The sequence below is a fragment of the Paenibacillus sp. FSL K6-2862 genome (genome assembly GCF_038005125.1).
Taxonomy (GTDB): Bacteria; Bacillota; Bacilli; order Paenibacillales; family Paenibacillaceae; genus Paenibacillus; species Paenibacillus illinoisensis_A.
Map to the genome: position 1 here is coordinate 842,852 of NZ_JBBOSN010000001.1, position 15,340 is coordinate 858,191.

15 protein-coding genes are annotated in these 15,340 nt (G+C 47.3%); 10 read left to right on the top strand and 5 right to left on the bottom strand.

Going from position 1 to position 15,340, the window contains the following annotated elements; all coding sequences use genetic code 11:
• The first annotated feature begins 23 nt into the window (after positions 1-23).
• The 3 genes from MHB82_RS03895 to MHB82_RS03905 all read left to right on the top strand — a co-directional run bounded on the left by MHB82_RS03895 (position 24) and on the right by MHB82_RS03905 (position 2,750).
• Positions 24-410, top strand: coding sequence for an iron chaperone (locus tag MHB82_RS03895; protein WP_110755630.1), 387 nt, complete (start codon positions 24-26; stop codon positions 408-410).
• A gap of 170 nt (positions 411-580) precedes the next feature.
• The gene (locus MHB82_RS03900) at positions 581-2,164 is read left to right on the top strand and encodes a glycosyltransferase family 39 protein (protein ID WP_341173868.1); all 1,584 of its coding nucleotides are present in this window, start codon (positions 581-583) and stop codon (positions 2,162-2,164) included.
• 4 nt (positions 2,165-2,168) lie between these two features.
• Entirely contained in the window at positions 2,169-2,750 is a 582-nt protein-coding gene (locus MHB82_RS03905) for a hypothetical protein (RefSeq protein WP_341173869.1), read from the top strand.
• 123 nt (positions 2,751-2,873) lie between these two features.
• Here the strand turns inward: MHB82_RS03905 and MHB82_RS03910 are convergent, their stop codons facing one another.
• Together MHB82_RS03910 and MHB82_RS03915 are read right to left on the bottom strand one after the other, a co-directional pair.
• Positions 2,874-5,114: an S-layer homology domain-containing protein gene (locus MHB82_RS03910; protein ID WP_341173870.1), complete on the bottom strand. Its 2,241-nt coding sequence runs from the start codon at positions 5,112-5,114 to the stop codon at positions 2,874-2,876.
• A gap of 199 nt (positions 5,115-5,313) precedes the next feature.
• A complete protein-coding gene (locus MHB82_RS03915) occupies positions 5,314-5,730 on the bottom strand; it encodes a hypothetical protein (RefSeq protein WP_341173871.1) in 417 nt (138 codons plus the stop codon).
• A gap of 399 nt (positions 5,731-6,129) precedes the next feature.
• Here MHB82_RS03915 and MHB82_RS03920 point away from each other — a divergent pair, with 399 nt between their 5' ends.
• From MHB82_RS03920 to MHB82_RS03950, 7 genes are all read left to right on the top strand, one after another.
• Complete coding sequence (locus MHB82_RS03920) at positions 6,130-6,702, top strand: RNA polymerase sigma factor (RefSeq protein ID WP_258377517.1); 573 nt, start codon at positions 6,130-6,132, stop codon at positions 6,700-6,702.
• Complete coding sequence (locus tag MHB82_RS03925) at positions 6,677-7,531, top strand: hypothetical protein (RefSeq protein WP_341173872.1); 855 nt, start codon at positions 6,677-6,679, stop codon at positions 7,529-7,531. The genes MHB82_RS03920 and MHB82_RS03925 overlap by 26 nt, the downstream gene beginning before the upstream one ends.
• Entirely contained in the window at positions 7,512-8,387 is an 876-nt protein-coding gene (locus MHB82_RS03930) for an ABC transporter ATP-binding protein (RefSeq protein ID WP_341173873.1), read from the top strand. The genes MHB82_RS03925 and MHB82_RS03930 overlap by 20 nt, the downstream gene beginning before the upstream one ends.
• Positions 8,384-9,454: a hypothetical protein gene (locus MHB82_RS03935; RefSeq protein ID WP_341173874.1), complete on the top strand. Its 1,071-nt coding sequence runs from the start codon at positions 8,384-8,386 to the stop codon at positions 9,452-9,454. Before MHB82_RS03930 ends, MHB82_RS03935 begins: the two co-directional genes overlap by 4 nt.
• 148 nt (positions 9,455-9,602) lie before the next feature.
• The gene (locus MHB82_RS03940; protein ID WP_341173875.1) at positions 9,603-10,262 is read left to right on the top strand and encodes an Imm41 family immunity protein; all 660 of its coding nucleotides are present in this window, start codon (positions 9,603-9,605) and stop codon (positions 10,260-10,262) included.
• A gap of 36 nt (positions 10,263-10,298) precedes the next feature.
• Positions 10,299-10,748: an SMI1/KNR4 family protein gene (locus MHB82_RS03945; RefSeq protein ID WP_095360998.1), complete on the top strand. Its 450-nt coding sequence runs from the start codon at positions 10,299-10,301 to the stop codon at positions 10,746-10,748.
• Entirely contained in the window at positions 10,745-11,185 is a 441-nt protein-coding gene (locus MHB82_RS03950; protein WP_341173876.1) for a hypothetical protein, read from the top strand. Before MHB82_RS03945 ends, MHB82_RS03950 begins: the two co-directional genes overlap by 4 nt.
• A 231-nt stretch (positions 11,186-11,416) precedes the next feature.
• Here MHB82_RS03950 and MHB82_RS03955 read toward each other — a convergent pair whose 3' ends face one another.
• The 3 genes from MHB82_RS03955 to MHB82_RS03965 form a co-directional block, all read right to left on the bottom strand.
• A complete protein-coding gene (locus MHB82_RS03955; protein WP_341173877.1) occupies positions 11,417-12,628 on the bottom strand; it encodes an alginate O-acetyltransferase AlgX-related protein in 1,212 nt (403 codons plus the stop codon).
• 16 nt (positions 12,629-12,644) lie between these two features.
• Positions 12,645-14,066 carry an MBOAT family O-acyltransferase gene (locus MHB82_RS03960; RefSeq protein ID WP_110755654.1) on the bottom strand — a complete coding sequence of 474 codons (1,422 nt, stop codon included), beginning with the start codon at positions 14,064-14,066 and terminating at the stop codon, positions 12,645-12,647.
• 104 nt (positions 14,067-14,170) lie between these two features.
• Positions 14,171-15,328 carry a hypothetical protein gene (locus tag MHB82_RS03965; RefSeq protein WP_341173878.1) on the bottom strand — a complete coding sequence of 386 codons (1,158 nt, stop codon included), beginning with the start codon at positions 15,326-15,328 and terminating at the stop codon, positions 14,171-14,173.
• Between the last annotated feature and the right edge of the window lie 12 nt (positions 15,329-15,340).

Consider the following 15,340-nt stretch of genomic DNA (forward strand, 5'->3'; position numbering starts at 1 on the left):
AATCGTGGTGGAAGGAGTTCAGGATGGCTGAGGGTAACCATTATTCTGCACTGGTCGATGAATATATTTCGGGGTTCGCTCCGGATGTACAGGTCAGACTGCAGGTATTAAGACAAATTATTCGTGAAGCTGCTCCGAATGCGGAGGAGAAGATTAGCTATCAGATGCCAACGTATGCGCAGCACGGGAATCTGGTCCATTTTGCCGCATATAAGAATCATATCGGATTCTATCCTGCTCCCAGCGGAATCGAGGCATTCCGGGATGAACTCTCTGTCTACAAAGGCGCTAAAGGGTCGGTGCAGTTCCCCCTGAATCAACCCTTGCCTGAAGAGCTTATCCGCCGGATTGTGGAATTTCGGGTGAAGGAAAATGTGGAGAAGGCCGCGGAGAAGAAACGAAAGAAGTAGCTTATATTAGAGGAATAGATAGACCGCTATCTCTGATGAAGAGGGCGGTCTTTTTTGTGTTTAAAATCATGTTCGTGGGGTCAACGATAGCCGACAGTTCGAATTCAGCGATTTTTCAGTTAGAGCCATTATACTGTTTTCGAATCCTGTACTCGAAAAGGAGTTTTGGCATGTCTAAGGTGATCCATAAGACGCTTTATCTCATTCTTATTTTCTTTGTTGGTTTGTTTATTGTGTCGTCTTTATTCGTTCGGGCGCAGTATAATTATGGCCTTTATGGAGACAATCCGATCCTGGGAACCCAGCAATGGGGCATTTTCCTTCCGGTCATTATCCTGCTTCTGTTAACGGGTATCGGGCTATACCGTTTCTGCCTGAGATTGAACAAGTACAGTCCAAAGGTCGTCATCCCAGTGGTTTTGCTGTGTTCCATGGCGATTCAGATCGCGATTATCTTCGTGTTTCCGAGAGTGCCGACGGATGATTCCCAGACGGTCGTTTCTCTGGCAATGAGCATGCTCTACGATCAGGATTATTCTTCGTTTGAAACGGGTGGATATCTTCACATGTTCCCGTTTAACTTTTCCATCGTGCTCTATTTAAAAACACTGCTGTACCTGTTCCCGGATAACTATCTGGTGATCAAGCTGTTTAATATCCTTTTTTCAACGTTGACCACCTTCATGATTTATCTTATTTATAAGCAGCTGAACCCCAAATCTACGGAACGGGATTACGGCGTTTTGATTTTTGCAGCGACGTACCTGCCTTCCTTATTCTTGAACAACCTGATTTATAACGATGTTATTGCGACGGCATTTCTGACATCCTGTTTATATTTTTTGCTTCGGTTTGTACGCGAAAAATCATGGAAGGCCATCATCTTTGCTGCAATTCTTCTCGCCATCGGAAACTACTTCCGCAGTATCGGCGCCATTGTGCTGATTGCTGCTATCTTGTACATCCTGCTGAACATGCGGAGTATCGGGTTTAAGAAGGTGCTGGGCTCCATCGCCGTACTGGCTGTTTTGTTTAACGTCCCAGGTTGGACCCAGAATGCCGTGCTGCAGTCCACAGGTACGGTAAAAGAACCGGTCGACGAGAATTCGGCCCCCGTCTATATGTGGCTGAACATGGGGATTAACCTCGAACGATTCGGATTCTGGGACAATATGGAGAGCTACCAAATCTATCAGAGACAGGCCAATTACAATAAGGCCGACAGCACAGCACTATTTAAGCAGAAGATTGAATCGAAGCTGTCGGAAGCGAATGCCAGTGAACTGATTCAGATGTATTACAAAAAGATCATATGGACCTGGACTGAAGGGACCTACCAGATGGATCGATACGGAATCGGCAATGAAAGTGCCTCAGGCATGGGAAGAGGAAGAGCAGGCGGAATTGCTGGCTCCTATAGTTACACCAATGGGGTAACGGACCTGTTCCAGGGGGATTCAGTCTATCGAACGGGTGTGCTTTGGGTCGTATATGTGATGAACTTCCTGATGTACTGTTTTATTTTCGTTCGGTTGGTCGGGGGGATTCGTCTTAAACGATATGATGAAGTCTCTCTGATTCTGGTGGTTCTCGGATTTATCGGATTCTATATCCTGTGGGAGATCAAATCGCGCTATATCTATCCGGTATATCCGCTGCTTATCGTGTTGTCCTATTTGGGATTTAAAGACACGTATGAATTGATGTTCCAAAGAAAACTCGGCTGGGGACGGCCATCCCTGGGAAAAAGGTGATCTTATGCGAAAAAATTATTATTTCACATCTGTTCTAATCCTACTGGCAGGCTGTGCTGTTCTGCTTGCCGCCTGTGATGTGATTACAGCCCAAAACATTACGAATACCGGTACTGCACAAGGCATGAATGGCGGGGGAATGATGAATGGTGGCCCAGGCATGAACGGAGGAATGCAGAAAGGCGGAGGCATGAATGACCGAACAGGTGGACCTGATGATATGCGTGGCGCAATGAATGCTGATCTCACAGGCAGGATTGTCTCCACAGACGGAGATACCGTTACTGTAGCATTACTTGAGTTTCAAGGCTTCTCTTCACAGAACTCCAATAATCAAGGTCAGCAGGACGGTGCCCCTGGCAGCGGAAGCAGGGGGATGAATGAAACTGGCGTTGAAATGAAATTAAAGCTGAATGTGGATGTTAGCATCACTCAAGGTATGGAGATGGGAGGACGTGGTAACACCAGTTCAGATGCCAACGGAGCAATTCAGGTATCTGATCTGAAAGAGGGAGATGTCGTCATGGCATGGTATAAGGATAACACGGAGACAGTGGAACGAATGGCAGTTGTCCAGTCTGAATAACGCTTACTTCTATTGCTGCATTGGTATAATGCGGTAATAACTGTTCATGATTGAAATGAAGCTCAACACCAAAAAAACCAGCCGGGATTCGCAAATGGACCCCGTCTGGTTTTGTTTTTGTTATTATTCACTATAATTGCTAACGGCAGTATGCCCGGACTCGACACTGATCCAATACGAATAGTCCTCTCGCACATCGACGTACAGATTCAATGCCTTGGCTTCAAGTTGACCTACAGTCAGAGTGAAATTGCCGTTACGATCTGTCGTGACCTGAGCGGTCTGTATATAATTGACGGATGGCGAAGGGCCGTGAATTTTAATGGGGATGGTTTGGTTGGCATAGGCCTTAAAAGTCCCACGGAGTATCAGTGTTTGATTCGTGGAGTAATCCGCCTGAATGGTTCGATCAGGCAAACCTCCGTTCTTTTCATTCTCGGATGCTTCCGTGATTTTCTGAGGTCTGTGCCATAACTCCAAGCCTTTATCTTTCAGATTCTGCAGGAAAACAACGGCCTCCGCACGAGTCAATGATGTATCTCCTTCGTATCCTTCCACGGTAGGAGCTGTTTTGCCGGACGAGTAGCCCATGTTGAGTAAAAATTGGATGGCCTCATCGTCGCTGGCATAGTTCTTTCCACCAAGACCAGCTACGATCTGTGCAACTTCAGACCGGGTTAGGACATGGTTTCGCAGCTTCGGATTGTTCAGGCTTGCATCAAGACCCAGGTTAAGGGAAGCTGCGTAGGCATAGTAATGATCACTCCAGACACTTCCCTTGATAGCTTGTCCTCTCGCTGCATCGATTTGCTTGATGATATTGGAGTCTGAATACAGCTTGAATAGCATGGACAGGAATTCAGCTTCAGTGACCTGAAGATTGGGTTTGAACGTACCATCATCATATCCGCTGACCATATCCTGCTGAACGGCCCATAGAATCGCATCCTTCGCCCAGTGTGAGCTGATATCCTTAAGTTCGGGGATACCGGTCACAGTGATCGGAACGACGATTTCCTTGCCTTCAAACCGGATGCGAATCTCGTCTTTCCCTGCCTGTACACCATGGATCTTCCCGTCCTTTATGGCCACATGGCCTGAGTTGGTCGAATACGTAACGTTCGACTGTGGAACGAAGGATATCCCATTATCATAAATGGCGGAGATGGAGGGGAGATCCATCCACTCCCCAGTACGAATATGAAGATCCTTTTGCTCCGATGTAATTTGGACGAGCTGAGCTTCCTGTCCAGCTTCGATATGGAAAAAACGCGTCTGATATGAAATCTCTGCTGTGGTTCCATCCTGCTTTTTCAATCCGGTAATCCGAATGTTGAAGGTATCGCCGTCCTTTAACAGCTGTACGTCATCCGGCCGGAAAATGATGGCGTAACCATAGCCATATCCGCTTGTTTCTACATTGAAGTAAGCCTGGTTAAACCAGGTCTTATTCGTGGGATCGACGTTATAATACCCGGAAGGGAAGCCTGTATTTTGGTTCTGTTCGTTAAAGGTCCACGTTCGTTGGTCGGATAATCGGGTCATCTCAACCTGAACTTCAGACTGTGTGGGTTTGGCGAACACATCCCTATTCAGCTGGACCGACCAAGCTTGTGTGCTGCCAAAAGCCTCGATTGGAAAAGCACCCTGATTCGGAAACAGACTGTAATTGAAAGAGGTCCCACCGGTTCTGCTCTGATCAAATACCTGCATGGCACTATAGTAGTTCTCATATGTACTTTCTTCCTGGCGATTGGCGGCGATACCGAAGCCGACACGCTGCAGTTGTGGACTCAAAATCCAGCGCCGGTGACCCACTCGATCGATATTGGAGACATCGGAATCGTTCATATAGGCTTGGATACTCTTGGTAATGATATTGCCTTCGGCACTGCTGGTCATATACAGATTGGAACTGCTGGCAGAGGTATAACCCATTTTATAAAAATCGGTTAGCATATCTGCTGGTTGTTTGGGATAGTGAGTCAGGTATCCCCCAGTGGAAACCACGACAGCACCGTGTTGTGCCTGGCGATTCAAAGCTGGATCAAGAACCAGATCGCCCTGCATGCCCGCAATAAAGCGATAGAAGTTGGCCGCATTCAGACCTTGTGCGAGATACGCATCACTCACCGCACCGGCAGAGTAGGGTGCCTTTACCGAGGGGGCCTCCGTGAACAGCGTAGAATTAGGATCATTCTTCATCCACTCGTTCCACTTCTGAATGATCTCCTGTTCACTTCGTTCCGGGAGCAAGCTGTCGATCTGCTCTGCATGTGCCGCCTGGGCATTCCACATGAGAAACAACAGACACGTTAAAGGTACGGTCAATAATGTGTGCAATAATTTTTTGTGGTGAACCATGCTTTAAAACTCCTTCTGATATCAAATAGGAAGTAAAATACACTCTTGTATATCATCGACATTGTGTACGAATTTGGTTAGATGGACTAGAGAGAATAGAGAAGATTGGAAAAATCAACACAGAAACAACTCAAAAAGCACAGCCACTTCCTATGAAAGAGATGGCTGTGCTTTTTGCATTTTATATATATGGTCAGATCTACTCCAGACTCAGGTCAAAATCAGGTTCACACATGTAATCGATCGGATAGAGATCCTCTCTGGCTGAAATTAATGCACGAAGGTGAAGATAAACATGGTTGGGCTGTACGACCACACCATCCATACGGTAGGGAGCAAGTTCAGCAACGACGAACACGTCTTCCGCGGCGTTACATTTGAAAATGACGTTATTCGGGTTACATACTTCCTCCATGTAGCTGTAAGTCATCACGTGATAGTCTTGCCCGCGCCATTTGGTTTTAATGACTTTATAGGATTGTGTTGCGACAAGATCAATATAGCGTTCCAAGGGAAACGTATGTTCAAATTGCGTGATGTACCCTTTTTTATCGACATCAATTGTGAATTCTACATCGTAGCTTACGTGAAATTCTTCCTTATAGGTTCCCTTCATGATTGTCATAGCATCTAAATGCGATCCAAAGTTAGTGTCTTCTATGTAGGGAATTGCAATGCGTTCAGGATCAACATGATCGGTAATTTGGCTGGTGCTTGAGATCCCTTTTATAAATTTCGATGGCTGAAGATTAATAGAACCAATCATTTTCCCAGCGTATGCAGGGCTGCAGGTTATTCGCATAGTCATCTCCTTTGTTGTTTATTAGTAATTAGACGAAAGGCAGTAGAGAAAGTTTCAACAGAATAAGGAATTCAACTTGAGGACAATTTGAATAAAAAAGTAGCTGCATTTAGTTGGTGCATCCAACTTGTTAATTTCCAAATAAATGAATTAAACATTTTTGATCTTTTATGAGCAAGTTATCGTTAATTGAATTGAGGGGGTGAGGGAGCGTTGGATGATGAAGAGTTGATTCATGAGATTCGCAAAGGCAGCCGGGCTGCAATGGAAGTATTGGTGAAGCGGCATTATCATTCGATATTTACTTATGTGTACCGGAAAACGGGAGACTATCATACCGCTTACGATCTGACCCAAGAGGTATTTGTAAAAATGATGAAGTCACTCGGCAGTTACCGTGATAACGGAAAATTCAGTCACTGGCTGCTGAAAATTGCAGTGAATCATTGCATGGATTATTTTCGCGGACGCGAATTCAAACAGCAAAACAGGGAAAGCGAGTTAACCGAAGAGGCGCTCCCTGCCAGTGAGCATCAGAACGTGTGGAATATCTTCTACAAACGGCTTCAGAATGATCAAGTTAGGCAGGCAGTGTTACGTTTGCCTGAGCAGCAGCGGGACGCGGTTATTTTGAATTATTACAACGGGCTGAAGATCAGGGAAGTCGCCGAGCTGACGGGAACCAACGAATCGACGGTGAAATCACGTATACGCTTGGGGATAGCCAAGTTGAAGGAGATCATTGTGGGAGGTGAGCGGGATGAAACGTACCGAAAACCAAGATAAAAAGAAGCACACCACTGAATTCGAGATGGAAGAATTCAACGAGATTGCCCCTTATCTGGATCAATATGCGGTTGAATTTCCTTCCGAGATGGAGATTGATCAGACGATCCGGACACTGGAGGCATATATGCCTGGACAGGTGGACCAAATGAACGAACATTTACAACCCTCACCAGGGAGGGCGTTTATAGAATTGCTCCAGGTTGTTCGAGGAGAGGTCGCGATTTTTCACAGATCCTACTGGGTAATATGTGCGCTGCTCCTGATCATTGGCTTCTGGTTAGGGGGGCACAGCAAGATCGATCCCTACATGAGCGGGATTGTTATGGTACCTGTTCCTTTTATTCTGGGGCTGCTGGAAGTGTTTAAAGGCCGTGATCAGGGACTGATGGAAATGGAACTCACCTGCAAAATAACATCGCAGCAGCTAATGCTAACCCGCTTGATCGTTGTACTCTCAGCAAATATGGCGTTTGTACTGCTGCTTATGCTAGCCATATCCGGGGGGACTGGTGGTTCCATTTCATGGAGTGTCATTGCTCTCTGGTACGCCCAACTGATGGTTGCTGCAGGAGCTAGTTTGTGGCTGGCCATGCGTGTCCGGGGTGGTACAGCCGTTAGCCTTTTTTTGGTCGGATGGTTCGGACTCATCTGGCTAATATTGAGCGATCCACGATTCATCAGTCTAGTGCATTCGATTCAAACGCCAGTGCTTATCGTGCTTGCCATATGCGGAATCCTGCTGTTGATCAGCCAAATACGCCAGATGTCGCGTAAATATACATCACAAACAGAAAGAGGTTATTCCTTTGATATTGACCATGGATAACGTATCCAAGAAATACAGGAACAAGTGGGCTGTGAAATCATTCTCGCTGGAGCTGTCCAGCGGTGGTGTTTACGGTCTGCTCGGACCGAATGGAGCGGGCAAAACAACGCTGCTTCGCATGCTTGTCGATATCGCCAAGCCAACATCCGGCCAGATTTTGCTGGATGGACAACCGATTGAGCGGATGGGAGATCGCTATCGAAGTCTACTGGGATATATGCCGCAGCGATTCGGATTTTATAACCGTTTCACTGCTCATCGATTTCTCATGTACATGTGTTCGCTCAAAGGGCTGAGTGTACCTCAGGCCGCTGTTCGCGTGCAGGAGACATTACGGATGGTGGATCTGGAACAGCAGGCCCAGCATAAAATCCGTACGTTCTCTGGGGGCATGAGGCAGAGATTGGGTATTGCTCAAGCCTTGCTGAATGATCCGCATATTCTGGTTCTCGACGAACCGACGGCTGGCCTGGATCCCAAGGAGCGTATTCGGTTCCGTAACATTATCGGCGAGCTGGGAAGAGACCGGATTGTTCTGTTATCGACGCATATTATTTCTGACCTGGAGTTTTCGTGTAAGGAAATGATTCTGATGAATAATGGTCAACTGATCACTCGGAACACACCTGAGGAGATCATGAACAGGATACAGGGCAGTGTGTGGAAGGCAACGTTAACGCAGCAGCAGCTTGCTGAGCTGACCTCGCATTTTAAGGTAAGTGGCTTGTCCTATCAGTCAGATGGCATCGTAGCCAGAATCTTGGCCAAAGAGCAGCCTGTACCGCAAGCTGTACCGGAAACTCCTCGTCTCGAAGACGTATACATGCACTATTTTGACGAGGAGGCGACATCGTGATTCGTTTAACCCAATTTGAATTTGTTAAAATCATTACGCGTAAAAGCGTTTATCTGGCACTCGCCGGACTGCTTGTGCTTCTTGCATTATATGCCTGTTTCGGGCATCCCGGGCCGTTGAACGGTACATCATACTATAAGCCCTATGAAGGAGCCATTACGGAGGAGAAGGTTCAGACCGCACGGGATCAGATGCTAGCCGAGGGTTACAGTGACGAAAAGAACCAGACTCGATATGGCGTATTTTATGAAATATCAATGTTCTCCCCGGAATCCACCAAAAACTTCACCCGATATGATGACAGCGGAAATGCCATAGAACGAACCGTAACCGTCTCCGAGATTCATTACAATAAGCCATGGGGCTATCTGTTGGAATACATTGATCAATTTGGAGTGCTCTTCATGATGATCATCATTCTGCTCGGACTGGCACCTGTATTTGCAGAGGAATATGCACGAGGAACCGCAGCATTACTGCGCAGCAGCAAACGGGGGAGAAGCCAAGTTGTATCGGCTAAATTGATGGCCTCCATGCTTTATGTCGTGCTATGCGTCATATTGTTTACAGGAGTCAACCTGTTGATCTACTGGTTAAGATTTGGAAATTTGGCTGGAGCAGATACACCTCTCCAGAGTGTGGGGATGTATTTTCAGGGCTTTTACTATGATTTCTCTCCTTATCGGCTATCTGCGGTTCAGTATTATGGAGTCCAGCTGGTCACTCACTTGGCAGGCAGTCTGGTCTTTGCTTTTGTTGTGTTATGCGTCTCTACGCTCAGTTCAACGTCGTTTGTTGCCATGGTCATTAATGTTGCGATTGTAGGTGTGCCTTATCTGGCATTCGATGTGCTCAACTTCAACCCGGGATGGGCCAAGTGGATTGAGGAGTTTTCATTCAGTACCATGATGCGGGTAACGAGGTTATTTCAAGCACCAGCGAGCTACTCCGTATTTGGATTGGAACTGTCCTATTTGACTATATATATGATTATTATGGCTGTTATTACGATTGGCGTTGTATTTGGCATGTATCGTGCATTCCGTACCCGCGAGGTGTTTTCCTGATCGAAGCCTTCTAGGTGAGATGAATAGATATTCAATTGGGGTCCGCAGACATGCGGGCTTCTTTTATATGAAGGAACAGGATGTGATATTTCCAAACATTGTTCAATTTTGATACATTGGTTATAAACGTTTCGGAGGTATAAGTCATATGGAACATTCGCTCCAGGAGCTCATGCGCAACGCGCGGGCGGAAGAGAATACCTTTTTATACATGCTTCATGAGGAAGCGCGTTTTGATCAGTTGTTATTCTTGAGATATGTGAATAGTATTATGGAACTGACCCGTCTCACTGCGGACCAACCGCTGAATCGGGAAGCAGCGGGGGCCGTCAGCTTCACCTATTCCAAAATCATGGAGTACCTGCAGTGGCATCACTCGGACTCCGATGTCTACGAAATTGAACATTTCCCTTACGTTAATGCCCATCACATCGTGAGCCTTCTCGGCGAGGTGGTTAACGGTTTTTATCAGGGAAATGTCCCGGATGAATCCCATTTCGATGAGCAATTTCCGAACCCGGCCTTCGCCGGCTTGGTGGCGAACGAACAACCAGCGATATTGCAGCTCGGATATTATAAACAAGAAACGAATGTGCACGCCCTCGGCTTCCGTGAGGAGGATGGGACGTACCGGATTGTGTTGAATGAAGAAGACGACAGAGACCTGGTTGATTCCAAATTGAGCCGCCGGGAGGTGGAAGGAACCTATCTCTTCCATGCGCCGGATGCCAGCAGTGCTCACCAATTATTTCATGAATGGGTAATGAGTACTTATGCACCCTACCGTTCTGCACTGAATCGATCATAATCATAATTGCGCCATTAGTTGATTAGGAGGATGAATATGTTATCTAGTAAAGTTATTGAGTTTTGCCAAGGCAAGGGGTGGTGGCATGAAGATGTACCGAATGAGTATGAGGAAGCACTGAAGAAGCTGAATATTGATCTTCAGTCGGATTTTGCGCAGTTTTATCTGCATGCAGATGATGGCCCGACCTTCTATAGCAGACATCAGGAGATCTATCAGATCTGCTGGGTGATGGAGAATACTGTGTATTTGGAAGACATGACGGTGGCCCAGCTCACCCTCGGATTGCCTGAAGCTTACATACCGCTGGATAGCTTTGAAGGGGAGGGAGGATTTTTCTATAATCGGCAAACCGGTGAAGTGGTGCTTGTAGAGCTTGGTGAGTCGATTGAACTTTTCTTGAACGGGGAGAGCCGCCCCGAGTGGCCTGATTTTAATACATTTCTGGAGTGGTACTTCGAACTGAAGGAGGAGAAGGCGATATGAAGGAATTGACATCGGAACATCCCGAACTGGAGAGACAGATTATTGAAACCGTTGAAGCAGGCAATGTGCTGGACGACACGCAGCAGCATGAACAGGCACTGATCTATTATGATCAGGCCTGGGGGATGCTGCCTGAGCCGAAGACCGAATGGGAAATAGCGAGCTGGATTGCATCCTGTCATGCGAATGCACATATGGACTTGGGACAGTATGCGCTGGCGAAGCCCTGGGCGGAATTATCGCTGCAAACGCGAGGATCGGATATTAATACGGGTCCGCTCATTGAGCTGGGCACCGTCTGCATGAGACTGGAACAGCATGACGAGGCGTATTCTTATCTGCATCAGGCCTATGAGTACGGCAAAGAACGCGTATTTCAAGGCAGCTCAAGCGATGTATTGGAGTATTACAAGCAAGAACGTGCTAACCGCCAATAGAACGGATTCTAAATTTTACAAAAAGAAAAGGGTAACCCAAAGTTTGGGTTACCCTTCTTTTATTTTTCAAGATCATACTGGAACGGAGGGGGTAGAAATAATCTGAAGAAGCGAAGCGCTCACCTTTATCACCGGATTTCTTGCTTTAATAAAATTCAAGGAAATCGGGGGATAACAGTGATCGGAAGATTGTTCTACAACTGTAGTGGCATCGTATGATCGTTCACTGACTTAATTGTTCGCCCCGTAAGGGAAGAATTCTTCCACCAGATCCTGTGGCGAGATCGATACAAAGACATGATCCAGTTCCGTCTTGCTGGCAAAATCCATAATGTCCTCGGTGTAATACCTCGGATCGATGACGTAGATTTCGGACACAACCGTGGACAGGAAAGAGATCATCGGCACGGCGAGCGAGTCCTTGATGAACATGACTTTTAGCCCTTTCGGGTTGTCCTTGTTCACCACATGAACGATCCCCTGATTTCCGTACAGATACGTGAAATACTTGTCCGCAGTCAGATCGTACGTGGCTCCCTGCACATTAAGGGGATACGTGGTGAGCAGCGCATCCTCGAAGCGTCCATTAAGTGCAGCTTCGGTCTCACCTGTCTTGAAGTAGAAGGAATAGTTTGTCTTGAACTTCGGATAGATCAGGTCGAAGTCATCTGCACCTGCGAAGTATTTACCAGCCTTGCGGCCCTGCGATCCGATAAAGATGTCTTCGTATGGAATCACATTGTAGTTATGAATGTCTGTGAAATAATGATCCGGGTCCAGCGACTTCGTGTACATGCCGTCCATATGATTCACGAGCTGGCCGAAGGCCCAGAACGCCGTCCTGATTTTCCAGTGATGGTCGGTTGTAAAGAACAGATCCTCCGGCGGAATGCCGCTCTCCAGTAAACCCTCCCGCAGATCAAGGGTATCAATTCCGTCCTGTTTCAGATTGGCTAGGAAGCCGTCTGCAGTCTCATTGTTATAGTTGTACGGAATGCCTTCCGGGAACGTAGTATAGCCACGCACGTATTTGTCCGGGGTCATGACATAGGTCAGCTTCGTTTGTGGATCCAAATGCGCTTCAAGCGCAGCAACCCGGTCGGACAGATTCTTCGTGTACGTTGGCCCGGTGGCAAAATAGGTATAGTGCAGCTTGCCCTCCATGTCTTTGACAACCTCGAAATTGTTCTCCTCTTTTTTCCACATCAGTGATTGCAAGTATCCGTAGGCTTCCACGAATCCAAACTTCTCGAAGACATGATCATTGATGTCCGCATCCAGCTGGTGGATCAGTCCTTTGGTTTCAGAGATATCGTAGTCTCCGGAGGCCAGTGTTTGTTTGATCGGGCCGAAGGACTGAATGATATTGAGAACAGAGAGCGTCACCAGCACAAGAACGAAGAGGAAAGCGGTGATTCTCTTTTTGGCAAGAAAGTTATGCATGCTTGTGTGCCTTCTCTCAGAAATTAAAATAGATAAATGGATTATATGTACCCTTGACCAGATACGATACGCAGACCAGGAACAATAGAATAATCGTCAGCGGATAGACCAGCTCCAGCGGTTTGCGGAAGCGTGCGCCATCAACCATGAGTTTGTTCATCCGAGTGGCAATCGGCATACAGAACAGGATACCCAGAATGAAGAAGAATGCATATTCCTTGAGGAACATCCCTGTTGTATCGCTCCAGAACCCATTGCCGTACAGTCCAAACATATTGCCCAGATAATGACCTGCCTGCAGCAGATCCGGCGACCGGAAGATAACCCACCCAATCACGACAATAAACATGGCGTAGAGATGCCGCAGCGGGATGAAGCGTGTTCCTTTGTCAAAGCTGAAGATTTTCTCCAGCGCGATGAACGCGAAGTTAATTAACCCCCACACGACGAATGTCCACTCCGCACCATGCCATACACCGGTAAGTCCCCAGACAATCAGCAGATTGCGTATCATTTTATCCTTATTGGTAACGCGGGAACCGCCCAGCGGGAAGTATACATATTCCTTGAACCAGGTACCGAGCGAGATATGCCAGCGGCGCCAGAATTCAGTAATGGATCTGGAGATGTACGGATATCGGAAGTTCTCCTCGAACTTGAAGCCGAACATCAATGCGAGACCAATGGCCATGTCGGAATACCCGGAGAAGTCGAAATAAATCTGCAGCGTATAGGCAATCGCCCCAAGCCACGCCAAACTGGAGGACACTTCGGATGTGCCTCCCATGCTGAAGATGTGATCGGCGACAATAGCCATGCTGTTCGATAACAGCACCTTTTTACCCAAGCCCACAATGAACCTGCAGCAGCCTACCGCGAACTTGTCCCAGCTCTCTTTCCGGTTTACCATCTGATCCGCAATCGTGTTATACCGCAGAATCGGTCCGGCAACAAGCTGAGGGAAGAAGGAGATGTACAATGCGACGTAAAAGAGATTTTTCTGTACAGCGCCGTGTCCACGATAGACATCAATGACGTAAGAGATACCGTGGAAGGTGAAGAAGGAGATACCCAGCGGCAGTGCAATGTTCGGAATGCTGAGTCCGAAGCTCGTATTTTCATTCACAATGCGCAGCGCAAAAGCCAGGTATTTGAACACAAACAGCATGCCAAGGTTAACGATCAGCATCATAGTAATAATGCTATAGGCTGCATTGCGCCTTTCCCTGAACTTGTCCACGAGCAGAGCGAAGACATAGTTGAAACAGATGGAGGCGAGCATGATCAGGACGAACCAGGGTTCACCCCAAGCATAGAAGAATAAACTCGCGACAAGCAGCAGCATATTTTTTAGCGTGACCGAGAATCTCAGTACGTAATAGAGCCCCAGTACAAGCGGCAGAAAATAAAATAAAAAAACGACACTGGAAAAGAGCACTGCCTTTCCTCCTTGAGGATCATATAAGAATACAGTGTGCATTCACGCAAAGTAGAGACAGACTATGCCGCATCCAGGATATGGCATAGTCTGCCTTCGTTCAGCTACATGCTGAATGGACGCCTTGACCGGCGCTGCTCGCGGCGGGAACGCCTTTTTTGGGCGCGAGCTGTGTTTTTGCCTTTAAGCCAGAATCCGTAGGCAGCAAGCGTGAGGATGCCGGCTGCCGACAGGATGATGCGGATGAGCCATTCCATCCACGGTTTCATCAGCGGATCGGTGGGGTTTACCACCTTTGTAACCTGATCAGGAGACGGAATGGCGCGCTTCGTCCCATCCTTCTCCTGTACATTCATGGCTGTCGATTGGTCCATCATAACGGTATAGGTAAGGTTCCATTTTCCGTTCACGAGTGCGCGTATGGTGAGACTTTTAGGTTGAACGGCAGTCTGGAGTGTAAGCAGGCCATCCGGTGTAATGGATGCCCCTTGCACAGGACTGTCCAGTTGAAAGGATGTCTTTGAAATTCCTTTGCTGGAAGAAGAGTGAACTTCATATTGTGCAATCGATTCACCAGCCTCCGGCTTCACCATTCGTTCTTCTCCCGTGATCTGCAGCGTAGTTAGCTCATTCTCAGCAGCGGCTTGCTTCCGGGATACCGGCTTGATGTTTCCGACCCGTAAGTTTAGCTTGGCATTCTCGGTGGTGGTCGTCGTAATGCCCCAGCCGATGATTTTGCCCAGCTTGACCAGGCCTACCGTCTTAGCCTTGTCCTGAACCATCAGACTGGAGAAAGGGATGCGGATCTGTCCGACAAAGCCAGGCTTCAGTTTAATCAGACCTGCTGTAGGGTGAACCAACGTGGCTTCCTTGGTTGCCTTCGGAACGACGATGACATTTCGGTTATCCGCTACGGTAAGGGAGCTCTGATCTGCCCGGGTGATAACGACATTGAAGGGTAATGTCTGCTCCGATTCATTACGAATGGAGAAGGTCAACGCACCGTAGCTTGACCAGTCCCTGTTCCGCAGTTCATAGATGTAAGCGGAATAATAGCCTTTTTTGAGTCCCTCGGTAGAGGTTTGAATCTGTATACTGCCGTTATTATCCATTTGGGTATCTACTTCGGTCCCGTTATTCCATTCACGAAGCGTACTTCCGCTCAGCTTAAGCTGTTCTGCTTGAACAGCCTGGACGGGAAGCAGGCTCCATAATGCAGCGAAAACGGCGGCAAGTATAAGTTGTTTCCACTTCTTGATCATGTGTACCTTGCC